Annotated in this window: 19 protein-coding genes; 2 read left to right on the top strand and 17 right to left on the bottom strand. The window is 70.4% G+C overall.

Annotation, left to right across the window (positions count from 1 at the left end; translation table 11 throughout):
• Window positions 1-85 precede the first annotated feature (85 nt).
• Complete coding sequence (locus tag ACZ48X_RS13985) at window positions 86-1,444, bottom strand: tRNA(Ile)(2)-agmatinylcytidine synthase (RefSeq protein WP_336349126.1); 1,359 nt, start codon at window positions 1,442-1,444, stop codon at window positions 86-88.
• Window positions 1,445-1,629: 185 nt separating this feature from the next.
• Here ACZ48X_RS13985 and ACZ48X_RS13980 point away from each other — a divergent pair, with 185 nt between their 5' ends.
• Window positions 1,630-2,613, top strand: a complete 984-nt coding sequence (locus tag ACZ48X_RS13980; protein ID WP_336349127.1) for a transcriptional regulator — start codon at window positions 1,630-1,632, stop codon at window positions 2,611-2,613.
• 133 nt (window positions 2,614-2,746) lie between these two features.
• Here ACZ48X_RS13980 and ACZ48X_RS13975 read toward each other — a convergent pair whose 3' ends face one another.
• The 4 genes from ACZ48X_RS13975 to ACZ48X_RS13960 form a co-directional block, all read right to left on the bottom strand.
• Window positions 2,747-3,001 (bottom strand): glutaredoxin family protein, encoded by a 255-nt coding sequence (locus tag ACZ48X_RS13975; protein WP_336349128.1) that lies wholly within the window; start codon window positions 2,999-3,001, stop codon window positions 2,747-2,749.
• 77 nt (window positions 3,002-3,078) lie between these two features.
• Window positions 3,079-4,503, bottom strand: a complete 1,425-nt coding sequence (locus ACZ48X_RS13970; protein ID WP_336349129.1) for an arylsulfotransferase family protein — start codon at window positions 4,501-4,503, stop codon at window positions 3,079-3,081.
• An 82-nt stretch (window positions 4,504-4,585) separates the two neighbouring features.
• Window positions 4,586-6,040 carry an NCS2 family permease gene (locus tag ACZ48X_RS13965; protein ID WP_336349130.1) on the bottom strand — a complete coding sequence of 485 codons (1,455 nt, stop codon included), beginning with the start codon at window positions 6,038-6,040 and terminating at the stop codon, window positions 4,586-4,588.
• 196 nt (window positions 6,041-6,236) lie between these two features.
• The gene (locus ACZ48X_RS13960) at window positions 6,237-6,986 is read right to left on the bottom strand and encodes a YqjF family protein (protein ID WP_336349131.1); all 750 of its coding nucleotides are present in this window, start codon (window positions 6,984-6,986) and stop codon (window positions 6,237-6,239) included.
• A 118-nt stretch (window positions 6,987-7,104) separates the two neighbouring features.
• On the opposite strand from ACZ48X_RS13960, the gene ACZ48X_RS13955 reads away from it, so the two are divergent.
• Window positions 7,105-9,114: a DEAD/DEAH box helicase gene (locus ACZ48X_RS13955; RefSeq protein ID WP_336349132.1), complete on the top strand. Its 2,010-nt coding sequence runs from the start codon at window positions 7,105-7,107 to the stop codon at window positions 9,112-9,114.
• 58 nt (window positions 9,115-9,172) lie between these two features.
• On the opposite strand, the gene ACZ48X_RS13950 is transcribed toward ACZ48X_RS13955, so the two are convergent.
• The 12 genes from ACZ48X_RS13950 to ACZ48X_RS13895 all read right to left on the bottom strand — a co-directional run bounded on the left by ACZ48X_RS13950 (window position 9,173) and on the right by ACZ48X_RS13895 (window position 23,551).
• Entirely contained in the window at window positions 9,173-9,883 is a 711-nt protein-coding gene (locus ACZ48X_RS13950; RefSeq protein ID WP_336349133.1) for a phosphoribosyltransferase family protein, read from the bottom strand.
• Between the two features lie 157 nt (window positions 9,884-10,040).
• Complete coding sequence (locus tag ACZ48X_RS13945; protein ID WP_336349134.1) at window positions 10,041-10,592, bottom strand: DUF7519 family protein; 552 nt, start codon at window positions 10,590-10,592, stop codon at window positions 10,041-10,043.
• Complete coding sequence (locus tag ACZ48X_RS13940) at window positions 10,589-12,577, bottom strand: DUF58 domain-containing protein (protein ID WP_336349135.1); 1,989 nt, start codon at window positions 12,575-12,577, stop codon at window positions 10,589-10,591. Before ACZ48X_RS13940 ends, ACZ48X_RS13945 begins: the two co-directional genes overlap by 4 nt.
• Entirely contained in the window at window positions 12,574-13,572 is a 999-nt protein-coding gene (locus ACZ48X_RS13935) for a DUF4129 domain-containing protein (protein ID WP_336349136.1), read from the bottom strand. The genes ACZ48X_RS13940 and ACZ48X_RS13935 overlap by 4 nt, the downstream gene beginning before the upstream one ends.
• 152 nt (window positions 13,573-13,724) lie before the next feature.
• On the bottom strand, window positions 13,725-15,668 hold the full coding sequence (thrS, locus tag ACZ48X_RS13930) for a threonine--tRNA ligase (protein WP_336349137.1): 1,944 nt from the start codon (window positions 15,666-15,668) through the stop codon (window positions 13,725-13,727).
• Between the two features lie 216 nt (window positions 15,669-15,884).
• The gene (pyrE, locus tag ACZ48X_RS13925; RefSeq protein WP_336349138.1) at window positions 15,885-16,412 is read right to left on the bottom strand and encodes an orotate phosphoribosyltransferase; all 528 of its coding nucleotides are present in this window, start codon (window positions 16,410-16,412) and stop codon (window positions 15,885-15,887) included.
• 263 nt (window positions 16,413-16,675) lie between these two features.
• The gene (locus ACZ48X_RS13920; protein ID WP_336349139.1) at window positions 16,676-17,221 is read right to left on the bottom strand and encodes a CDP-2,3-bis-(O-geranylgeranyl)-sn-glycerol synthase; all 546 of its coding nucleotides are present in this window, start codon (window positions 17,219-17,221) and stop codon (window positions 16,676-16,678) included.
• Between the two features lie 25 nt (window positions 17,222-17,246).
• Window positions 17,247-18,002 (bottom strand): maleate cis-trans isomerase family protein, encoded by a 756-nt coding sequence (locus ACZ48X_RS13915; protein WP_336349140.1) that lies wholly within the window; start codon window positions 18,000-18,002, stop codon window positions 17,247-17,249.
• On the bottom strand, window positions 17,999-19,615 hold the full coding sequence (locus ACZ48X_RS13910; RefSeq protein WP_336349141.1) for a hydantoinase B/oxoprolinase family protein: 1,617 nt from the start codon (window positions 19,613-19,615) through the stop codon (window positions 17,999-18,001). The genes ACZ48X_RS13915 and ACZ48X_RS13910 overlap by 4 nt, the downstream gene beginning before the upstream one ends.
• Window positions 19,612-21,657 carry a hydantoinase/oxoprolinase family protein gene (locus tag ACZ48X_RS13905; RefSeq protein WP_336349142.1) on the bottom strand — a complete coding sequence of 682 codons (2,046 nt, stop codon included), beginning with the start codon at window positions 21,655-21,657 and terminating at the stop codon, window positions 19,612-19,614. Before ACZ48X_RS13905 ends, ACZ48X_RS13910 begins: the two co-directional genes overlap by 4 nt.
• Window positions 21,658-22,866 carry an Nramp family divalent metal transporter gene (locus tag ACZ48X_RS13900; protein WP_336349143.1) on the bottom strand — a complete coding sequence of 403 codons (1,209 nt, stop codon included), beginning with the start codon at window positions 22,864-22,866 and terminating at the stop codon, window positions 21,658-21,660. It lies immediately after the preceding gene.
• A gap of 142 nt (window positions 22,867-23,008) precedes the next feature.
• Window positions 23,009-23,551: a ribbon-helix-helix protein, CopG family gene (locus ACZ48X_RS13895; protein ID WP_336349144.1), complete on the bottom strand. Its 543-nt coding sequence runs from the start codon at window positions 23,549-23,551 to the stop codon at window positions 23,009-23,011.
• Between the last annotated feature and the right edge of the window lie 53 nt (window positions 23,552-23,604).

Raw genomic sequence — 23,604 nt, 5'->3', positions numbered from 1 at the left:
ACCAGCGACGCGACCCCCCGCCGCGGTTCGCCTGCTCGCCCCACAGGGACGCGAGTGACGACGCCGTCGGGACGCGACCGCACACCTAGCGCTCGGGGTGCGTGGACGCGTCGAATCCGCCCCTGACGAGTGGCTTCGCCAGATGGCGGCGCGCGCACGGCGGCACCTCGTACCAACCGGGTTCGAGGTCGCGTTCGAGGGGCGCCTCGACCTTCCCGGGCGCGCTCGTCACACAGTCCCGACAGCGATAGCCCTGGTCGCGGCCCGCGGACTTCATCGACCGCCCGCAGTCTGGACAGTCGGGCGTCGCCAGTTCCGTCTCCACGCGCTCGCGGAGCGCGAACTTCTCCAGTTTCAGCGTCCCATCGCTGACCTCGCCGCAGACCGTGACGCGGTCCCCAGGGACGAGCGACCGGACGCGGTCCCGGAAGTGCTTCGTCGGCTCGAACGCCGCCGCCTCGCGCACGACCGACTCGTCGTCGGCCGCGTCCACGGCCGGGATCGCGGTCGCGTCACCGCCCGGACCGACGACCGCGTCCCCGCCCGCGAGTCCGACGAAGACGTGCCCGCCGCGGCGCGTCTCCGGGGTGGTCGCGACGACGGCGTCGACGCGGTACGCGCGGTCGTCGCCGAGGTCGGCGAGCGACGCCCCCGTCCGGAGGTGCGCGTCCGTCCCCTGGTTCGTGACGAACGTCTCCCGCGACCGGACGGACTCCGTCCCGTCAGCGCCGACGGTGTCGTCGACCACGCGACGACACGCCTCGGGGTCGTCGCCGCGGACCGCGAGCAGGATGGGACACGGCGTCCGTGGAACGCACACGAGGTCGCCAGTCTCGCGGTCGACGGTATCCCACGCGCCGGGGTACGCGTCGTCTGCCGCGTCGAAGAGGGCGTCTGCGTCCACGTCGCGGTCTGTCCCCCAGCGCTCGCGCTCGCGGTACGCGATGTGTTCAGTCGTCCAGTCCTCGAACGCTCGCCACGCGCCGACCGCCGCGAGCGCGCCGACGACACCGCGCCCGTCGCCCCAGGACTCGACCGCGAACCCGCACTCCGAAGCCAGCTCGCGAGCGTCCGCGAGGTCGTGGAGCTCGTGGACCGCGTCCGCCGCGAACGCCGCGACCGCGTCCGGAATCGCGTCGGGGTCTCCGGGATCACCGGCGGCGACGACGAGTCCCGGGTTCGTCTCCGGCGCGTCGACCTGCGCGCAGTCGTCCACGACCTCGCTCGCGACGCCGCGAACGACCGCGACCGGCGCGTCGGTATGCACCGCGAGCGCCGCGTTCCCTCGCGTCTTGTGTTTGACCGCCGGATTCAGGCGGGCGAGCACGACGCGGTCGACGTCGTGGCCGCGGTCGCGGAGCGCGGTCGCTATCGAGTGCGCGACGAACGTCGTGCACATCCCGGTGACTCGCGAATCCGTGTCGTCGACGCCAACGACCGTCATCGCCAGACCGTACGGCCTCGCGCCGACAAACCCGTTTCGGGCCGCGTGCGTCCCCCGTCGAGCGGCTCGCGTCCCGCACCACGATACTATTTAAGTGGTTCGCCGGGTGAATCGGTGAATCGCCCGACTGGACGCGTCTGGCCGCGTCACAACGCATATATGGCATCGCCAGCTTACGTGTGGGTATGTCCCGGGAGGCACTACTGGGGAACATCACCGCGATGCTCGGCGACGCCGGCTTCGTCGTGAGCGACCGGTGCGCGGTCCGCCCCAAGAGCTTCGACCTGGTCGCCCGCCGCGGCGAGGAGATCCTCCTGGTGAAGGTGCTCGCGAACGTGGACGCGCTGGACGCCGCGACGGGCGCGGAACTGCGTCGCCTCGGCACGTACCTGGACGCGACGCCGATCGTCGTCGGCCTGCGGACGCGCGACGAGGATCTGAAGCCGGACGTGACGTACTTCCGGCACGGCGTCCCCGTCATCTCGCCGGATACCGCCGTCCAGTTGTTCGTCGACGGCATCCCGCCGCTCATCTACGCCGCACCGGGCGGGTTGTACGTGACGCTGGACGGTGACTTGCTCGCGGACGAACGCCAGGAGGCGGAGATGAGTCTCGGACAGCTCGCGAAGGAACTCGGCGTGTCCCGGCGCACCGTCTCGAAGTACGAGGACGGCATGAACGCGAGCGTGGAGATCGCGCAGCGACTGGAGGAGTTGTTCGACGCGCCGTTGACGGCGCCGGTGGACGTGATGGACGGCGCCGAGGAGGTCCGCGAGGCGGACCCGATGCCGGAGGACCCGGAAGCGGACCCCGACGATGCACCGGTCGTCGCGGTCCTGCGTCGCGCCGGATTCAGCGTGCATCCGACGCTCCGTGCACCGTTCAAGGCGGTGAGCGAGGACGAGGAAGGCAGGGGTCGTGGCGACGCGGAGTCGACGGTCCTCACCGGTCACAGCGAGTTCAATCGAACCGCGGAGAAGCGCGCTCGCATCATGGCCTCGATCGGGAACGTGACGCGGACGCGCTCGGTGTACTTCGTCGACCGGTCCAAGCGCGAGAGCGTCGACGGCACCGCCATCATCGAGATGGACGAGGTCGAGGACGTCGACGACGCGGAGACGCTCCGGGACATCATCCGGGAGCGCTCCGACGTCGAAGAACCCGCCTGATTCACGCCGTCTGAAGCGGTTTCGGCGTCTCTCAGAGGCGCCTCCGACGGCTCTCGTTGTTTGATTCAGAAACGCGGTCGAGAGCGGTCGCTCTCGTGCGAATCGGTTCGTGGAGAACGCGGGAATCGACGGGTCAGGCGGCGGCGTCGCCGTAGGTCTTCTCGAGGTACGCGACGATGTCGTCGGATTCCGGCATCCCCTCGACGTCGTGTTCGGTGTCGACGAGCACGGGGACGCCCGTCTGGCCGCTGACGGCTTTCACTTCGTCGCGTCTCGCGTGCGAGCTCGGCACCTCGTGGGATTCGTACTCGAGTCCGAGTTCGTCGAGTTTCGACTTCACCTTCGCGCAGTACGGACAGCCCGGGAGTTCGTAGAGTTCGAGTGTCATCGGTCGAGGGGACGCGTTCCGTGGACAAGAGGACCGTGGTCGCGTGCACGCGTCGTGCAGGAGCGAGCGGTTCGCGGTCAGCTCGTGAGACGCTGCCGGGCGCTGGCGAGGCGCGCGCGCTGCCAGTACGCGAGTTCGCCGACGGTCCACGCGACCGCGAGGATGGCGGCGACGACGAGGCCGACGAACGCCCACGGGTCGAGCCACACCGGTCGTACCCACTCGGAGATGACGTCCCACTGGTCGGCGAACCCGTTCGCGGCGCCGCCGACGACGGGGAGTTCACCGAACGTTCCCGACACCCAGTCCGAGAAGCTCATGGACTCGCCGGTGCCGGGGACGAGGCCCGCGCTCCCCGACAGCCGGTACGACCCGCTCGCACCCATGTCGCGGATGGTGGGGCGCGACGCGTTCATCGCTTCGTCACCGTACACTTCGCGCTCCACGTCGTACGGCGCCCACGGCGCGAGCGTCTCCCAGACGATCTCGCCGGACGGCGTCACCTCGACGACGCGATGGTTCTGCGTGTCGACGACGAGCGTGTTCCCGTTCGGGAGGCGGTCGGCGTCTCGCGGCCAGTCGAACTGGCCGTTCCCGACCTCCCACACCTGATTCCAGTCGCACGTCCCGTTCGCGTACCGGGATTCGCACGCGTACTCGACGACGCGGTCGTTCTCGGAGTCCGCGACGAGGACGGTGGGGGTGCCGTTCTCGCTCTCGAGGTACGTCGGGTTGTGCTGTTCGTCCATGATCTCGTGGTTCCCGTCGGCCCCGAGGCGCATCGTGACGTTCTTCGTCGACTTGTTCACGACGATGACCTGGTCGAAGTTCCGCGGGGAGAGCATGTACTCGCCGGGCGCGATCTTGTCGATGTCGTTGACGTGCGACCAGTCGCCGGTGTTCGAGATTCCCTGGTCGGTGCTCGCGGGGTAGTGGTCGGCGAAGTCCCACTCCCACGTGCGTTCGTCGGTCGTGAGGTTGTAGATGAACGCGCCCTCGTCGCTCGTCGACCCCTCGCTCGCGCGGAGGTGCGCGACGAGGAGCTGGTCGCCGTTGATGAGGTCGACGTCGTGCGTGTCCGTGATGTTCAGGGTCTCGGACCAGACGCGCTCTCTGGTCTGCGGGTCGAGCTCGTAGACGAGCGTCTTCCCGGGTTTGGTGTTGACGGCGAGGAGGTTGCCGTTCGGGAGCGGGTCGACGTCGTAGAACCACGAGACGCTCTCGCCGCCGTCGTACACCCACTTCGTGCTGGCGCGTTCGTCGAACGCGACGAGTCGCGCGGGCTTCTTCTTGTTGCCTTCGCCGTCGAAGTGGAACCCTTGCACGGCGACGTACGTGGTGCCGTTCGCTTCGTTTTCGACGGTTCCGGCCTCGAGTTCGGGGGGCTCGTAGTTCGCGCTCGTGACGCCGGCGCCGACGACGAGCGCGAGGACGACGACGGCGAGGAGCGCCCTGAGCTTGTGGCGGCGTGGCGCGTCCACGAGAGCGGAGCGGGCGGACATTAGGCGTAGGAAACGGTACGGTCGGTATAAGCCTCGTGGTATGCGGTGACTGTGGCGCGAAAAGCGGGTCTTCCGGCGGTGTCTAGGCGAGCGTGTTCGTGCGGACGACGTAGTAGATGACGACCGCAGCGGCGAGTGCCCACTGGCCGACCTGGACGTCCTCGAACTCGCCTTGCGCGGTCTTGACGAGCGGGTAGGACAGCAGGCCGGCGGCGATGCCGGTGGCGATGGAGTGCGTGAGCGGCATGAGCGTGATGGTGAGTGCGCCGGGGATGGCGTGGGCGTTGTCGTCCCACGCGATGTCGGTGACGTTCCGGAGCATGAACACGGCGACGACGAGGAGTGCGACGTACGGCGCGTACGCGGGGAGGAGGCCGAGCAGTGGGATGAACGGGAGCGTGAGGAGGAAGAGGCCGGCGACGACGAGCGTCGTGAACCCGGTGCGGCCGCCTTCCTCGATACCGGTGGAGGATTCGATGAACGTCGTGACCGTCGAGGTGCCGAGGATGCCGCCGACGGTGGTACCGATGGCGTCGGCCATGAGCGGTTCGTCCATGTCGGGGACTTCGCCGTCCTCGTCTGTCATGTCGGCCGCGCGGGAGAGGCCGACGAGCGTGCCGGCGGTGTCGAAGAAGTCGACGAAGAAGAACGTGAACAGGACCATCGCGAACGTGAGGCCGGTGACGTCACCGAAGCCCTCGAGGAACGCGCCGGCGAGCGGCGTGATGTCGTAGGATGCGGCGTCGAACGCGAGCGCGTCGTTCACGATACCGATGACGTCGCTCGGTGCGAGTGCTTGCGGCTGGAGGTCGTAGGTGTCGCCGACTTCGTTGGCTGCGGCTTCGAGGCCGACAGCTGCCGCGATGTAGCCGAGCGCGCTCGTGCCGAGGACGCCGATGACGATGGACCCGCGCGTGCCGCGGGCGTAGAGGACGAACGTGAGGAGGATGCCGAGGATGGAGACGACGGCGACGGGGTCCTGGGCGAGGATTGGGTTGAACGAGAGGATGTCGCTCGTGTCGAACGCGGTGATGCGCATGAACTGGAGGCCGATGATGGCGAGGAACAGCCCGATGCCGGGGCCGACGCCGGCTTTGACGGGTTCGGGGAAGAGGTTGATGACGTACTCGCGGGCGCCGATGGCGGTGAGTGCGATGAAGAGGACGCCTTCGAGGAAGACGGCGGCGAGCGCGGTCTGCCACGTGATGCCGAGTTGTGGGGAGAGGACGACGCTGACGAAGAACGCGTTGAGGCCCATGCCGGAGGCGAGCCCGAACGGGAGGTTCGCGTAGAGCCCCATGACGAGCATCGCGGCGACCGCGGAGAGGATGGTGGTGACGGCGAGGAGCTGGACGGCCATCCCGTCGGCGACGCCGAGTTTCGCGTCGGTGATCGCGATGTTGAGGATGAACGGGTTGACGACGATGATGTAGCTCATCGTGAGGAACGTCGTCAGGCCCGCGAGCAGTTCGGTCGAGTAGTCTGTGCCGTGGTCGTCGAAGCCGAAGAACGCGGCGACGCTATCACCCAGAGCCATGATTCACGTTCGACCAACTCAAGACCACCATCGTAAATACTTTCGATTGGAATGCGGATTTTCTATACACGAATATGGATAGAAAACGGGTTTGGACAGATTACGGTCCGAGACGTGTCTGAGGAATCTGAAGTATCAGCAGCGGTCGCTCGCTCCCCGTTGGGGAGTCGACTCGCGCACCGCTCGCTGTCCGGAGTCAGTCCACGCGCCTGCTTCCGGTGGCGGTGACGTCGACGCCGGGACTGTAGTAGTGCGGGCCCTCGCGGTCGGGGTCGGGGAACCCGTTCGCCTCGAACACCTGGTTCTCGCGGACGTCGACGTCGACGGTCGCGAGCGGCCAGCGCGGGTGCTCGATGCCCGCCGAGCGGAGGTCGCCGCCGGGCGTCTCGGTGTAGTACCGGTAGCGTTCGGTGAGGAACTCCGCGAGCGTCCCGGGCCGTGCGTCCAGCGGGTCGTCGGGGTCGCCGCCGAGGCCCGCTTCGGGCTCGCTCGTCGGCCGGTACGTCGCGTCGAAGTTCGCGGGGCGAGTCCCCGGGTGCGTACGACGTGACGTGAAGTGAACGCCGCCCGCTCCGTCCTCGTCCAGCGAGATGTCCGCGCGGTAGTACGGGAGGTGATGGAAGACCCGTGCGGCGGCGACGCCGAGGTCGCCGTCCGCGTCGAGACTGTAGAAGTAGACGCCGGGCGCACCGCCGCCGTCCGCGTCCGTCCGCCGGACGTACGTCCGCAGGTTCAGTTCGGGGAGCGCGAACCCGAGCCCGCGCGGGAGGCCCTTCGGGCGGACCGCGACGTTCGTGAACGGCACCACCGACAGCCACGCGTCGCCGTCGTACGTGTCCACGGCGAGCGCGTCCGGGAGGCGCTCGTCGACGACGGACGGCTCCACCGGATAGTTCAGGAACGCGAGGTTCAGCCACCCCATCGCGACCGGCAGGTCGGGGAACATACGCGACGATAGGGCCCCCAGGCCCGTAAGGAGGCCGCTCACCGAATCCGACGCGCTCGGGAGTCCATCCCTCGCCCGGACGATTCTTTATACGTGGTCCCGCCGAAATCCCTGCCAGATGGACGTCGCCGACCTTCCACTGGACGACGAGTTCGTCGCGCACTTCGAGTCCCAGGGCGTCGAGGAGCTGTACCCGACGCAGGTCGCGGCCGTCGAAGCGGGCGTCTGCAACGGCGAGCGCGTGCTCGCGGCGATCCCGACGGCGAGCGGGAAGACGCTCGTCGCGGAACTCGCGATGCTGACCGCGGACGGCCCCGCGCTCTACGTGGTGCCGCTACGGGCGCTCGCGAGCGAGAAGTTCGACGAGTTCGACGCGCTCCCCGGGGTGAGCGTCGGGATGGCGACCGGCGACTTCGACGCGACCGACGAGGACCTCGCCGAGCACGACGTCGTCGTGGCGACGAGCGAGAAGGTCGATTCCGCGATCCGGAACGGCGCGAGCTGGGTCGAAGCGCTGTCGTGCGTCGTCGTCGACGAGATACACCTCCTGGACGCCGAGGGCAGGGGGCCGACGCTCGAGGTCACCATCGCGAAGCTCCGCCGGTTGACGCCGGACGTCCAGCTCGTCGGGCTGTCCGCGACCGTGGGGAACGCTCGCGCGATCGCGGACTGGCTGGACGCCGAACTGGTCGCGTCGGACTGGCGGCCCGTGGACCTGAAGACGGGCGTGTACGCCGACGACGCGATGCAGTTCTCCGACGGCGAGGTCCGGCGGGTGCCGGCGGGCGAGCAGGGGGCGGCGCGCGCGCTCGCGTCGGACGTCGTCGAGGGCGAGGACGGCCAGTGCCTCGTGTTCGTGAACTCGCGCCGCGGCGCGCAGGACCTCGCTCTGACGCTCGTCGACGAGTTCTACGCGACGCCCGCGGACGTCGCCGAAGAACTGCAGTCGACGGCGCGGACCGCGACGGGCGTGGAGCTCGCGCGCTGTGCGGCGCACGGCGTCGCGTTCCACCACGCTGGGCTGGCGAGCGAGCAGCGCAGGGTGGTCGAGCGCGCGTTCCGCGACCGCGAGCTGAAGGTCATCGTCGCGACGCCGACCCTGGCGGCGGGCGTGAACGTCCCCGCCCGACGGGTGGTCGTCCGCGACCACGAGCGCTGGAACGGCAGCGAGATGGAGCCGCTGTCGGTGCTGGAGGTCCACCAGATGTTCGGGCGCGCCGGTCGTCCGCACCTCGACCCCTACGGTGAGGCGGTCGTGGTCGCGGAGAGCCACGAGGTCGACGACGTCCGCGAACGGTACGTCGAGGCCGAGCCCGAGCCGGTGCGCTCGAAGCTCCGGAGCCAGCGCGCGCTCCGCACGCACGTCCTCGCGAGCGTCGCCAGCGGGTTCGCGGACTCGCGAGCGGCCATCCTGGAACTCCTCGACGAGACGTTCTACGCGCACCAGCGCCGCGAGGGCGGCGGCGTCGACGGTGAGGACGCCAACGACGACGTGGACGCGACGAGCGACGACGGCGGCGAGGAGGAGACCGCTGACGACGGCGACGATGGCGGTATCGACGACGTCGTCGACGAGGTGTTGACGTACCTGGACGCGGTCGGGATGCTGGCGCGCGACGGCCAGTCGGTGCGTGCGACGCCGCTCGGCGACCTCGTGTCGCGCGTGTACGTCGACCCCGTGACGGGCGCGAGCGTCGTCGAGGCATTGGAGCGCGCGTCGACGCTCCCGCACGTCACCGCGCTCACGGTGCTCGAACTCGTCTGTGATACGCGAGACATGCCGACGGTGTACGTCCGCGACGACGAGGCCGGACAGGTGAGCGACGCGGCGATGCGGCGACGCGACGAACTCGCGCGGGACGTCATGGACTTCGACGGCGACTACCAGGCGTGGCTGGACTCGCTGAAGACCGCACTCCTCCTGGAGGACGTCTCGGAGGGGATGGACGTGGAGCAGCTCAGCGAGCAGTACGGCGTCGAACCCGGTGACGTCCGGCGGTCCGTCGAGCGAGCGGAGTGGCTGCTGACCGCGACGGAGTCCCTCACCGAGCACGTCGACGCCGATCTCTCCGCGGTCGCGGCGGTCATCAGGGAGACGCGCGACGACCTCGTCGCCGTCGACGTCTGAGCGTCGCTCCGGTCGGCTCGCGCGGGCGAGCGCGGTCCTGTCCCGCGACCGCGGTCGCTCAGAACTGCGTGAGTGCGCCGACGGGCGCGTCGGTGTGCTCGCGGGCGCGGTCGACGCCGTCGTCGCCGACGGCGATGAGCGCGAACACGCCGACGACGTCCGCGCCGGCGGTGTGTGCGATGTCCAGCAGGAGTTCCTGGGTCTCGCCGCTCCGGATGAGGTCGTCGACGACGAGTACGCTGTCGCCGTCGTCGAGCGCGCGCTCGGGGAGGTAGTACGTCAGTTCGATGCCGGACTGGAGGCGCTGGCGGGCTTCGACGAACTCCTCGACCGCGGTCTCCTTCGTCTTCTTCGCGTACGCACAGCGGGCGCCGAAGTAGCTCGCCATCGCCGCGGCGAGCGTGATACCGTCCGTGGCGGCCGTGAGGACGACGTCGGGCGCTTCGAAGTCGAACGCGTCGGCGGCGACGGGCGCGGCGAGGTCCAGGAAGGACTGGTCGAAGACGGCTGCGGAGTTGTCGACGTACCCCTCGTCGTCGACGCGCACGCGCTCCTCGAGTTCGGCGGCGAGTTCGTCGCGGCCAACCCCTTCGACGACCTCGCGGGCGCGGTCGGCGCTCGGGAGGACGTGCCCGTTCACGTACCGGTTCAGGTCGCCGGCGGGCAGGTCGGTGAGGGCCGCCAGTTCGTCGTAGGTGCGGGTCTCCTTGAGCATGCGGAGGACGGAGACCGCGCGAAGCTGCAAGGCGGCCTTCTCTGCTCGATTCATGGCGGATATGCGCGGTTGCACAACTATGAATACATCGAATCGGAGAGCGAGGGCTGTGCGCACGTCCGTGCACGCTCGGCGGGTGGTGAGCGACACGGCGACGGCGCGACCCAGTCGAGGACGAGCGCGACGGCGGCGACGATGGCGACGGCGCGACTCAGTCGAGGACGAGCGCGAGGACGAGCGCGACGGCGGCGACGATGGCGACGCCGGCGACGACGGGCGTGCCGCCGGCGCCTGCGAGGAACGCGGCGGCGGCGACCGCGAGCCCGAGCGCGCCGACGAGCGTCGCGTCCCGGACGTGTGCGAGCGCCACCCCGCGGTCCGTCGCCGTGCCGACCTGAGCGTCGACCGCGAGCGCGTACGACGCCCCGTCCCAGGCGACGAGCGCACCCCACGCACCCAGTGCCGTCGCGACCGGCGCCGCCCCGCCGAGTCCGGCGAGCACGGCCCCGGCGGCGAGCGCGACGCTCCCGGCTCGAACCAGCGGTCCCCGTCCCCGGCGCGCGCCAGCGGCCAGCGCCAGCGCGCCGCCGCCCGCCGCCGCCGTCGCGAGCCACGACGCCGGAGCAGTTGCGGCGAACGCAACCACCGCAGCGAGGGCCGCCGCGACGAACCCCGGGTTCGTCGCTCCGAGCCCATCGGACTCGCCCGAGGGCGCGACCGCTCGCCCCTCGGCGCCCCCGGTCGACCCGTCGCGGTCGGTCATCGGCCGTCACCCCAGACGGTCGTCCGCGAGAGCGCGACGCCGAGCGGTTCGTCCCACGCCCAGTCGACGACGCGGACGCCCGACCCGCGGAGGCCAGTGACGCGGAGGCGGCGGCCGACGCGCGCGAGGCGATGACTGGGCGTTCGCGCGAGCGTCGGGTCCGGACTCAGGACGGTCACCGCGCGCCCGCCGGCCTCGAACCGGCGCGCGATGGTCGCGGCGCGGTCGTCACAGAGCGGCGTCAGGAAGAACACCTGCGCGCCGTCCGGGATGCGACGGCGCAGGCGGTCGACGGACTGCGTGACGCGGAGGTTCCGCGCCGCCGGCACCGGAGACAGCGCGGGGTTCGTCGCGAGGAGGTCGCGGACGCGCTCGCGGTGCCCGCGACCCGACCCCGGCGGGAGCCAGCACTCGCTCGTCGACACCGCCGCGACGCCGACGCGGTTCCCGCTCGCGACGAGCGCGTCGTACAGCGACCCCGCCGCGTCCACCGCACGGTCGAGCGCGTGCGGTCCACCCGCGTCCGGGGCGACGTAGCCCGCGGCGCGGCCGTCGACGACGAGGACGATGGACGCGGCGCGTTCCTCGCGGAACTCGACCGTCGAGAGCGCGCCCGTTCGCGCGAACCGGTTCCAGTCCACCCTGGAGAGCGGGTCGCCGCGGCGGTACTCGCGCGTCCCGAAGAACTCCAGGCCCGACCCGCCCTCGTCGGTGTCGACGTTCCCCGCGTACCGCGTCGTGTGCTCGCGAAGCGGCACGTCCCGGGTCGCGTCGCCGAGCGGCGGAACGCATTCGAGTTCGTCGGGCGCATGCACGACGTGGCGCTCCTCGATTGCACCGGCACGGTCGGTGACGACCGCGAGCGCGCCCTCGTACGCGTGCACGCCGCGACGTGCCTCGACGACGTACTCGAAGGAGGTGGCGTCGCCGGACGCGAGCGAGCAGTGCGCGCGCGCCGACCCGTCGACGACCGAGAGCGCCGCCGGGACGCCGTCGACGACCCGGCACTCGCGGAGGGCGTCGTCGCCGACGTTCTCCACGGTCACCGCGACGCGCACGCGCTCGCCGGGGTCGGGGTCGGTCGTCGAGAGCGACCGCGACACCGCGAGGTCGACGCTCGGGGCGCTCGCAGCACCGCCCCAGGCTACGTACGCGGCGGCGACCGCGCCCGCGAACGCCGTCGCCGGCGACCCCGCGAACGTCCCGACGCCGAGCGCGACCAGCGCGAACGCGCCAGCGCCACGGTATCGGCCGGTTCGAGCGCGCTCCCGACGCACCGTCCCCGCGTCTTCGCCCACGGAGGCGTCCTCCCCGCCGTCGCCATCGGACGCCTCACCGCCGCCGTCAGCGGCGCTCGCGGGCAGCGAGACCGTGTGCGGGACTGCACCCAACCCGGCTGCGGGCGGGAACCACGACGACGACGGCGCGTCACCGTCGCCGTGGATGCCGGCGCGTTCGGCCACCGCGTCCGCCGCGGCCCGCGCCGCGACCACCACCGGCCGGTCACCGCCGACGCCGAGCGCGTCCCGGACGCGCTCCGCGACCGACGACTCCGGGAGCGACCACTCGCTCGCGAGGTACCGCGCAGCGACGGCGTCCTCCGTCCACGAGCCGTCGTCGACGCGCTCGCGCGCCACCGACCCCGGGACGCCCTCGCGAACGGAGACGACCGCCGTCGCCGCCCGCCGGAGCGCGTCCCGCACACCGCGCGGCGTCAACTCGACGTGCGCGCGTCCGACCAGCGAACCGAGCGCGACGTTCAGGCGCGCCCCCGGCGGGTCGCTCGCGACCGGCGACTCCACCGCCGGGAGCGGTCCGAGTCGGTCACCGCCACCGGCGTACGCGACCCACGCCGCCGCCACCACCGCCACCGCCGCCGCGACCGGACCGAGCACGCTCCCAGCAGTCGACTCGCCGACGGTCGCCGCGACCGCCCCCGCCAGCGCGAACGCGCCGACGCCGACCGCGACCAGCCACCGCCTCACGGCGCCTCCCCCCGCTCCTCGTTCCCGTCGTCGCGCGCGGCACCGGCAGCATCCATCTCGTCGCGCGCGGCACCGGCGGCGTCCGCCTCGTCGACAGTGGATTCGTCCGCGCCGTACTCGGCCTCGATGCGTTTGAGCGCCGCGATCGCGCGCTCGGCGCGTTCGCCGGTCGGGTCGCGGTCGCCGTAGCGGACCGCCTCGAACAGCGCGGTGAGTTCCCCGACCGCGTCCGGGTCGACGCCCGCGGCCGTCGCCGCCGTCGCGAACTCCCGAGGCGTCGACGTCGCCGGTCGCGAGACCGGGAGCACCGCCGCGAGTTCCCGCCACGCACGTACCACGTCGTTCTGCGGCGACGACCCCGCGTCGTCGAGGTACGCCGCTGCCCGGCCCGCCGCCGACCCCAGCGCCGTCCCGTCGACGACGTCAGTTCCCGCGTCGTCGGGTTCGTCCTCGGCCGACGCGGCCGCTTCGTCCGCCACGCGCTCGCCACCGTCGTCGCCGCGCAGTCGTCGCACCACGAGCCACCCGCCGACGAGGAGCGCGAGCACCACGAGCACCGCCAGGACCACGCCCGGTCCCGGCCCACCCGTCGCAGGCAGGCTCTCGGGCGACCCCTGCACGAGCGGACCACCGACACCGTCCGGGCCACCTGGCCCCTCGCCGTCCTCGAACACGCGCACCGCCACGAGCAGCACGCCCGCCACGACGACCGCCACCGCGAGCACCAGCGCGACGAACCGCCGCCGCAACCGCTCCCCGCCACCGCCGCCCGACCGCAGTCGCTCCACGAGCAACCACGCCCCACCCGCGACCAGCGCCACGAGCACCACCAGCCAGAGCACGCCACCGAGCGCCACCCCACCACCACCGCCCGCACCCGCCCCGAACGTCACACTCCCACCCCCAGCAGGTGCTGTCGACGGCGACACCGCGCCCGCCGCGAGCGCCACCGACGCCACCGCCAACGCACCCACGACCACCCCACGTCGCTCCATCACGCCCCGCTACGCCCGCCGCACACGAAAAGGCTTCAACTCGACACACCCGCGTCCGCCCCCGAACCCATCCCACCAGATGCCGGGCGTCGCACGGCAACCGCTCGTCGACCCCGAAATACACGAGAAACGAACTGCGACGACGCGAGCGCTCAGTCCGCGAGGAAGTCCGGGTTCAAGCGCTTCTCGCCGTTCTCCGCCTGGAGGTGCGCGAGGAACGCGTCGCGCTCCACGTCGTACTCCTGACGCTCCTTCCGGTCGCGCACCGAGATGTTGCCGTCCGCTTCCTCGTCGTCACCGACGATGATCTGGTACGGCACGCGGTCGTCGTGCGCCTGCCGGATCTTCCGCTCCAGCGTCGCGTCGCGCGTCGACACCTCCACGCGGAACTCGTCGAACTGCTCGGCGACCTCGTACGCGTACTCGAGGTTGTCGTCCGAGATCGGGAGAACGCGCACCTGCTCGGGCGCCAGCCAGAACGGGAACTTGCCCTCGAAGTGCTCGATGAGCACCATGAAGAACCGCTCGTAGCTCCCGTAGATACCGCGATGGATGACGACCGGGCGATGCTCCTCGTTGTCCTCACCGACGTACGAGAGGTCGAAGCGCTCGGGCATGTTGAAGTCGAGCTGGACCGTCGGCCCGTCCCACTTTCGCCCGAGCGCATCTTCGAACGCGAAGTCGATCTTCGGCCCGTAGAACGCACCGTCGCCCTCCTCGATGACGTACTCGTCCTCGTGCTCCGAGAGGACGCGCTCGAGGATGGACTCCGCGCGCTCCCATATCTCGTCGCTCCCCATCGACTTCTCCGGGCGCGTCGCCAAGGCGACCTCGTAGTCCAGCTCGAACGTCTCCAGCACCACGTCGATCGCGTCCATGATCTGCTCGACCTCCTGCTCGATCTGGTCCGGCCGCACGAACAGGTGCCCGTCGTCGATCGTGAACGACCACACGCGAGAGAGCCCCGACAGCTCCCCGCGCTGCTCTTTGCGATACACCTTCCCGTCCTCCGCGTACCGCACGGGCAGCTCGCGGTAACTCCACGAGTGGTCCTGGAAGATGGCGGCGTGACCCGGACAGTTCATCGGCTTCAGACCGTACTCGTCGTCGCCGACGTGGAAGAGGAACATGTCGTCCTCGTAGTTGTCGTAGTGCCCGGACTGCTTCCAGAGGTCCGTCTTGAACACGTGCGGCGTCTCCACGTACTCGTAGCCAGCGTCGAGGTTCAGGTCCTCGATGAACGCCGACAGCTCCCGGAGCACCGTCTTCCCCGGCGGATGATACAACGGCAGGCCGGGACCCGTGACCTCCTGGATGGAGAACAGGTTCATGTCGCGCCCGATCTTCCGGTGGTCGCGACGCTCCGCCTCCGCCTTGCGCTCCAGGAACGCCTCGAGCTTGCTCTCCTTCTCGAACGCCGTCCCGTACACGCGCGTCAGCATCTCGTTGTCCTCGTCGCCCCGCCAGTACGCGGCGGCGATCTCGCGGAGGTCGAACGCCTCGACCTCGCCCGTCGACGCGACGTGCGGGCCCGCACAGAGGTCCTCGAACTCGCCCTGCGAGTAGAACGTCACCGTCTCGTCGTTCTCGGCGAGGTCCTCGAGGAGCTCGAGCTTGTACGGCTGGTCAGCCAACCGCTCCTCGGCCTCCGCGACCGAGACCTCCTCGCGCTCGATGTCGTAGTCCGACTCGACGATGGCCTCCATCTCCTCGACGATACCGGCGAGGTCGCCCTCGTCGAGGTCGACGTCGTCGAAGTCGTAGTAGAAGCCCTCGTCCGTCGGCGGCCCGATAGCGAGCTTCGCGTCCGGATACTCGCGGAGCACGGCCTGCGCGAGGACGTGCGCCGCCGAGTGTCGGAGCACCCGTCGGTACTCGTCGCTCCCGTCCGTGACGATCTCGATCTCCGCGCCGTCGTGCACGGGCGCTTCCTTCGCGACGAGGTCGCCGTCGACCTTGCCCGCGACCGTGTCTCGGCCGAGACCCGGCCCGATCTCGTACGCGACGTCCTCGACGGACGCGTCCGCGTCGACCGCAAGCTCCGTGCCGTCCGGGAGGACGACCGTTATCTGTGACTCTGATTCTGATTGTGACATTGTTGTGACTGGGAATCCACGAGCTGGTTGGTATCTGCGAACGCGGAGAACGGTAGGGTGGGGGAGTTAGCGGGCGAAAGCCCGGCGTGTAAAGCAGACACCTACCATCGTGCCTCAACGTATCCGCGGTGCCAGCAAAAGGGTTGCGATGCTTCTCGAAGCGTTCACACGGCCCGTTCACCGCCGAGAGCCCGCGAGACTGCGACGAACCGGCGTTCAGTCGTCGACGTGCGCGAGGAGTTCGTCGGCGGTGACGAGCGATTCCAGTTCGACGCCAGCGTCCGCGAGGTTCTCCGTCCCTCCTTCTTGCCGGTCGACGACGACGAGTGCACGGTTCACTTCGGCGCCCGCGTCCCGGAGCGCCTCCACCGCATCGACGGCGGACTGCCCGGTCGTCGCGATGTCCTCGACGACCACGACCTCCTCGCCGTCGTCGAGCCGGCCCTCGACGAGGTTCGCCGTCCCGTACTCCTTCTGTTTCTTCCGCGCGATGACGTACGGCACGTTCGCCTCGAGTGCGGTCGCCACCACGAGCGGCACCCCGCCGAGTGCGACGCCCGCGGGTGTCTCGCCGTCGAGACGCTCGGCGAACGCCTCGCCGATGAGTCGAAGCGGTTCGGGGTTCGTCTCGAACAGGTACTTGTCGACGTAGTACTCGCTCGTTCCACCGTGCGAGAGCTCGAACTCGCCGAACTGCACCGCGTCAGCCGCCACGAGCGCGTCGATGAGGTCGTCGTTCGTCATTGCGAGAACTCCCGCCACGAACCGGCATAAGCGAACTGGAATCCGCGCGTCCCCGACCAGCGAGCCGTCCCGACCGACGATTCAAGTACGAACCCGCGGCGACGACCTGCGTGACGTAACCACGGCCTCGTCGCGGCCGAGACGGGAGCGCGACCACCCGCACGAGGCACCAGCCTGGTCGCCTGTCAGCCCCACCACCAGACAGCGACGCGACTCGACGGCGGAAACAACGCGAGTCGCTCGGAGCCCGACCCCGAGACGGTTCACCAGGGTTCGTCCTTCAGTCCGAGCTGGTACGCGATCATGTTCGTCCCGACGTGCAGGAGCGGCGTCAGGACGACGACCACGGCGAGCACCGGGAGCGTGAACCACGTCCCGAACCACTCGGGCGCGACGAGCGCCGCGAGCGCGAGCGCCACCACGACGAAGTCCAGTTGGTCGACGAGCGGGAACGCCGCACCGCGCTCGCGACCCGTTCGTCGCTTCAAGAACGACGCCAGAACGTCGCCGAGCATCGCCCCGAACGCGAGCGCGACCGCCGCCGCGAGCGGGAACGTCGGAACTGCGACGTCGAGCGCGTCGCCGACCGTCGGCGCGACCGCCGACAGCACGAGCGCCACCAGCACGCCCGTCACCGTCCCACCGGCCGTCCCGCGCCACGTCTTCCCGTCGCCGAGCACGCGACGCCCACCCCACGTCCGCCCGCCATCGATCGGTGCACCACCACCGAAGAGGACGGCCGCGTTGTTCGGGACGTACGCCGGCAGCATCGCCCAGAACGCCACGACGACCGTCGCAACCAGGTTCATACTCGGGGGGATTCGGCCCGGGTTCTTAACGACCTGTGATTTCGCCGAGACGACCAGGGACGGCCGACGCCGCCGCATCGGTCTCTCCGGCGGCCTCGAGCGCGTCCCAGAGCGTCGCCGCGTTACTGGAGACGACCGGCAGCTCGAACTCTCGTTCGAGCGCCGGCAGGAGGTCGAACGTCGCGTAGTTCGTGCACGAGACGAACACGGCGTCGGCTCTCGGTTCGCGGACGCCACCGGAACCGAGCGCGTTCCGGACCTGTCGCGCGGCGTCCGTCGCCGAGAGCGCACCGATCGCGGCGTTCGACTCGATACCGCGGCCGTCCACGGTCGCGACCGAGATGCCTTCCGCGTCGAGGAACTCGACCTCGCGGTCGTTCAGGTCGTCGGTGTACGGCGTGACGAGCGCGACAGTGCTGGCGTCGAGCGCGGCGAGTGCACGCTTCACCGAGCGTGCGGTCGCGACCGCTGGCGCACCCGTGATGTCCGCGAGTTCGTCCTCGAGTTCCGCGTCGAACCCGGGGCCGTGCAGGAGGCTGCCGGTCGTGCACGCGTACGCGACGACGTCGACGTTCGCGTCCGCCAGGCGGTCGGCGGCGGCGCTCGCGTCGTCGGCCATCGCGTCGAGTTCGTCGACGGTCACGTTCTCGAGCGGCATCCGCGCGACGTGCAGGGAGACGTCGTCGACGTCGCGGAGTACGGTCGCGAACTCGCGTTCGACGGTCGTGTTCGACGACGGAACGACCACGCCGAGCTTCGTTCGGTCTGCCGGCACGGTCACACCTTCTCGTCCGCGCGGTCGGTCTCGCGCGCCTCGTCGTCGCGGTCGGCGGCGTCGCCGTGGCCACCGCCACCTGGCGTGCCGACGGTGACGGTCGTGCCGGCGGAGATATCCCGCGTCGTCTTCGCGGGGACCGACTCGTCGTCGATGCGGTTCTCGCCGGGCTGGCCGTCCTCGCCGCCGGCGACACCCTTGGGTGCGTGCCGCCGTCGTTCAGTGAGGAGGGACACGGTCGCGTCCGCCTCGACGGTCACGGAACGCACGATGCCGAGGCCGCCGCGGTGTTCGCCGTCCCCGCCACTGCCCTCGCGGAGCCCGTACCGTTCGACTCGCAGCGGGTACTCCGCTTCGAGCGCCTCGATGGGCGTGTTGAGCGTGTTCGTCATCCCGACGTGGACGCCGTCGGTGCCGTCGCCGGTCGGACGCCCGCCGGCGCCACCGCCGATGGTCTCGTAGTAACTGAAGCCGTCGGCGTCGCGGCTGCCGACGACGAGGTTGTTCATCGTCCCCTGGCCTTGCGCCGGGACGCGTTCGGGGGCGGCGTCGGCGAACGCGGCGAGGACGACGTCGGTGACGCGTTGACTCGTCTCGACGTTCCCGCCGACGACGGCCGCTGGTGCGTTCGGGTTCAGGAGCGAGCCGTCGGGTGCCTCGACGTGGATGGGGTCGTAGCACCCCTGGTTCGGGGGGATGTCGGGGTCGGTGACGCAGCGGACGACGAAGTACACGGCGCTCGTCGCGACTGCGAGCGGCGCGTTCACGTTCCCGTCGACCTGGTCGGCGGTCCCCGCGAAGTCCACGGTGACGTCGGCGCCGTCGACGGTGACGGTCGCCTCGATGGGGATGTCCTCGTCGGTCTGGCCGTCGCCTTCGAGGACGTCTCGTGCGTGGTACTCGCCGTCGGGGAGTGCGTCGAGTTCGGCGGTGATGCGGTCGCGCGAGTAGTCCATGACGGCGTCGAACGCGCTCTCGATGCAGTCCCGGCCGTGTTCGGCGACGAGGTCGCGGACGCGCTCCTCGGCGCGGTCGTTCGCCGCGAGCTGTGCGCGGACGTCCGCCTTGCGTTCGCTGGCGTTCCGGACGTTCGCGAGGATGACGTCCATGACGTCGTCGTTCACGTCGCCGTCGATCGCGAGCCTGACCGGCGGGAGCCGCAGGCCTTCCTGGTAGATCTCGCGTGCCCCAGCGGGCATGCTCCCGGGGCTCTGTCCGCCGACGTCGGCGTGGTGCGCTCGCGAGACCGCGTACCCGAGGATGTCCGCCGAGTCCGTGGCGGTGACCGGCGACACCATGGTGACGTCGGGGAGGTGCGTGCCGCCCTGGAACGGGTCGTTCAGCACCCAGACGTCGCCCGGGTCGGGGTCCTTCGCGAGGACGGCGTCGACGGCGGCGGGCATCGCGCCGAGGTGCACGGGGATGTGCTCGGCTTGCGCGACGAGGCGGCCGTCGGCGTCGAAGAGCGCGGTCGAGCAGTCCCGGCGTTCCTTGATGTTCGGCGAGTACGCGCTCGTGATGAGTACTTGGCCCATCTCCTCGGCGACGCCCTCGAACTGGTTCCGGAGGATCTCGAGCGTGACGGCGTCGAGTTCCTCGGCGGACTCGGACTCGCTCACGCGTCGTCACCTCCGTTCGTCATGACGAACGTTCCGTCCGGTTGAACGGTCCCGGTCCAGGCGGGTGGGACGACGACCGTGCTCTCGTGCTGTTCGAGGATGGCGGGGCCGTCGACGGTCGCGCCCGCTGGGAGTGCTTCGCGGTCGTAGACGGTCGTGTCGTGGAACGCGTCGTCGAAGAACGCCTGCCGTTGGCCTTTGACTGGGTCGCCGCTGGAGTCGTACTGGACGCTGACGTCGGCGCGGTCGACGACGGCGGTGGTGCGGGCGTTCACGAGTTCGAGCGGGTCGTCCATCCGGTACCCGTACGTCGATTCGTGCGCGTCGTGGAACCGTTCGGCGACCGCGTCGGCGTCGAAGTCGTCGTCGACGGGGACGGTGAGTTCGAAGCTCTGGCCGGCGTACCGGACGTCGGCGGCGCGTTCGACGGTCGCGTCGGTCGTACCGGTGGTGGCGGCGTCGTCTCCGCCCGCGTCGGCGACGTCGGCGCGGACGGTCGCGGCGAGGTCGTCGTACGCGGCTTCGACGCGCTCGCGGTCGAGCGAGTCGAAGGGTTCGCGGAGCGTGCGGACGGCGTCGTGCTTCTCGTCGGCGGTGAGGAGGCCGTACGCGGAGAGGACGCCGCACGCGCGCGGGACGACGACGGTGTCGACGTCGAGTCGGTCGGCGAGCGCGGCGGCGTGCATGGGGCCGGCGCCGCCGAACGCGACGAGCCCGAACTCTCGCGGGTCGTGGCCGCGTTCGACGGTGACGGCGCGGATGGCTCGGGTCATGTTCGCGTTCGCGACGCGGTAGACGCCGCGGGCCGCGTCGAGCGCGTCGTCGAGGCCGGCGGTGTCGGCGAGTGCGGCGAGCGCGTCTTCGGCGGCGGCCTCGTCGAGCGAGAGTTCGCCACCGAGTGCGCTGGAGCCGCCGATGTACCCGAGGACGACGTTCGCGTCCGTCACCGTCGGGTCGGTGCCACCGCGACCGTAGCACGCGGGGCCGGGTTGGGCGCCCGCGGACGCCGGGCCGACGCGGAGCGCGCCGCCCTCGTCCACCCACGCCTTCGACCCGCCGCCGGCGCCGACGGTGTTCACGTCAACCATCGGCACTCGGATGGGGCGACCGTTGATGTCGGCGTCCGTGGTGCGTTCCGCGTCACCGTCGCGGACGAGACTCACGTCGCTGCTCGTGCCGCCCATGTCGAACGTGACGAGGCCGGCGAGGTCGCGGGTCGCGTCGCTCGCCGTCGCGGCGGCGCCGACGACGCCCGCGGCCGGCCCGGACATCGACGTGGTGACGGGGCGGTCGCGGACCGTCCCCGCACTGGCGATACCGCCGTTCGCCTGCATGATCCGCGGGGCGGGCACCTCGAGGTCGGCGGCGCGCTCCTCGAGTCGGCCGAGGTACGCGTCGATGACGGGCTTGACGTACGCGTCCACGACCGTCGTCGACGTGCGCTCGTACTCGCGGAACTCCGCGAGCACCTCGTGGCTCGCCGACACCGGCACGTCGAGTTCCTCGCGGAGCAGTTCGGTGACGCGCCGCTCGTTCTCCGGGTGCTGGTACGCGTGCAAGAACGACACGGCGACGCTCTCCGCGTCGCTCTCGCGGACGCGGTCGGCGACCGCGCGGACGTCTTCCGCCGCGACCGGTTCCTCGACGCCGTCGGTCGTCGTTCGCTCCGCGACCTCGAACCGGCGGCGTCGCGGGACGAGCGGGTCGGGTCGCGTCTCGTCGAAGTCGTAGAGGTCCGGGCGGTCCTGGCGCGCGATCTCGAGGACGTCCCGGAACCCCTCGGTCGTGACGAGCGCCGTCGCCGCACCCGCTTCCTCGAGGAGTGCGTTCACGGAGACCGTCATCGCGTGCGTGAACTCGTCGACGTCACTCGGCTCGACGCCCGCTTCGCGGCAGGCCTTCTCGATGCCGTCGACGACGCCGACGCTCTGGTCGCCCGTCGTCGGCACCTTCGCGGTGACGAGGTCGTCGTCGGCCGTCGACAGCACGACGTCCGTGAACGTGCCGCCGACGTCGACGCCGACGTGCGTTCGGTCGCTCACTTAGAGCACCCCCAGGATGGAGAGGAGCGTGCGGAGGCCGAGCCACGTCGCGACGAGCGTGACGACCGCGCCGAGGACGTTCTGCACTGTCGAGTTCGTGTAGCTCCCGAGGATGTCGCCGTCGTTCATCACGTAGATGAGGAAGATGGCGACGATCGGGAGCAGGAGGCCGTTCGCGACCTGCGCGAACACGATCGCTTGCACGGGACTGTACCCGAGCGCCGAGAACACGACGCCGACGAGGAGGATGCTCCCCCAGACCGCACGGAAGCGCGTGGACTTCAGGTCGGCGTCCCAGCCGAGTGCGCCCGCGGTGGCGTACGCGCCGGCGAGCGGCGCGGTCGTTGCGCTCGTGAACCCGGCGGCGAACAGCCCGATACTGAAGAGGACCTTCGCGTGCGTGCCGACGAGCGGCTCGATCTGCTCGGCCATCGTCCCGACGTTCTCGATCTCGGTGCCGACGGGGAACGCCGCGGCGGCCGTGATGAGGACCGCGCACGTGATCGCGCCGCCGAGGACGATGGAGAGGACGGTGTCGGCCCGGGACTCCGGGAGGTCGCCGGGGCCGTCCCAGCGCTCCTGGACGCTGCTCGCGTGCAGGAAGAGGTTGTACCCGACGACGGTCGTGCCGACGAGGCCCGTGATGAGGAACGCGGAGCCGTCGGGGACCGACGGCACGAACCCGGTTGCTATCTTCCCGACGTCGGGGCCGATGAGGATGGCGTCGAGGACGAACGAGAGCGCCATGATGGCGATGAGGCCGACGAGCGCCTTCTCGATGAGCTTGTAGCGACCCGTCCAGAGGAGCGCGCCCGCGCAGACCCCCATGAGCGGCCCCCAGACGTTCTCGCTGACGCCCGTCATGACGGCGAGCCCGGACGCGCCGCCGATGATGTTCCCGGTCTCGTAGGCGGCCGTCCCGATGCCGATGGCGGAGACGACGAGCGCGATGGCGGTGTAGCGCGCCGCGGGGTTGTCGAAGCGTTCGCGGAGCGCTTCCCCGAGGCCCTCGCGGGAGACGAGGCCGAGGCGCGCGCTCATCTCCTGGAGGACGATGGTCGCGACGACCGAGAACGCGATCGTCCAGAGGAGCGCGTACCCGAACTCGGCGCCAGTCACGCTCGCGGTCGTTACCGTGCCCGGTCCGATGAACGCGGCGGCCACCATCGCGCCGGGGCCGACCGCCTTCAGGCGTTGTACGATGTTCATGGATGACTATGTACGGCACTACGTCACACAGAAACACCCAAATAAGTACTTGAGACCGCCGAATACGCGCACCTCACGGAGTATGAAGCAGTATGAAGTCGTGTGAACGGACGAGGTGTCGGCCGGGTCGCCGCGACGCCCGCTACTCGCGGACTTCGGTGAAGATGACCTTCGAGACGCCCTCGTCGACCTCGACCGCGAACGGCAGTCGCGCCGTCGACTCCTCGACGAACCCCGTCATGAACCACTTCACGGACGCCGTCGGGAACACGACGTGGAACGTCTCCCCGTCGCTCTCCCGGACCGTGAGGAACCCGCAGAACGACAGCCAGTCCAGCAGTTCGCCGAGCGAGTCGAAGCGCTCCTCGTACTCGCGAGCGTGGAACGCCGCGACGCGATCGGCGGCCTCGACGAACTCCGGGTCGGGGTCGCCGTCGGCGTTCTCGACGTAGTCGAGGAAGCAATGCAGGAAGTCGACGTCGAGGAGCACGTGCTCGCCGCTCGACAGCATCCGATGGTACGATTCGAGGTTCGGGCCGGCGTCCGCGGTCGCCGCCTCGAAGTTCGCGGCGTAGAACGAGAGCGCCTGTCGCACCAGCTCGCTCTGCGAGCGCTCCGTCCGGTTCGTGAGCGACTCCAAGGCGGTCACGGCGTCCTCGTCGAGCGAGACCGTGATGCGTTCCATTACACCCCGAAACACGTTGCGCGTAGAAAGGAGTTCCCCAACTCGCACGTACA

Source organism: Halorubellus litoreus (assembly GCF_055378595.1).
This window is presented reverse-complemented; position numbering and strand designations above follow the sequence as displayed.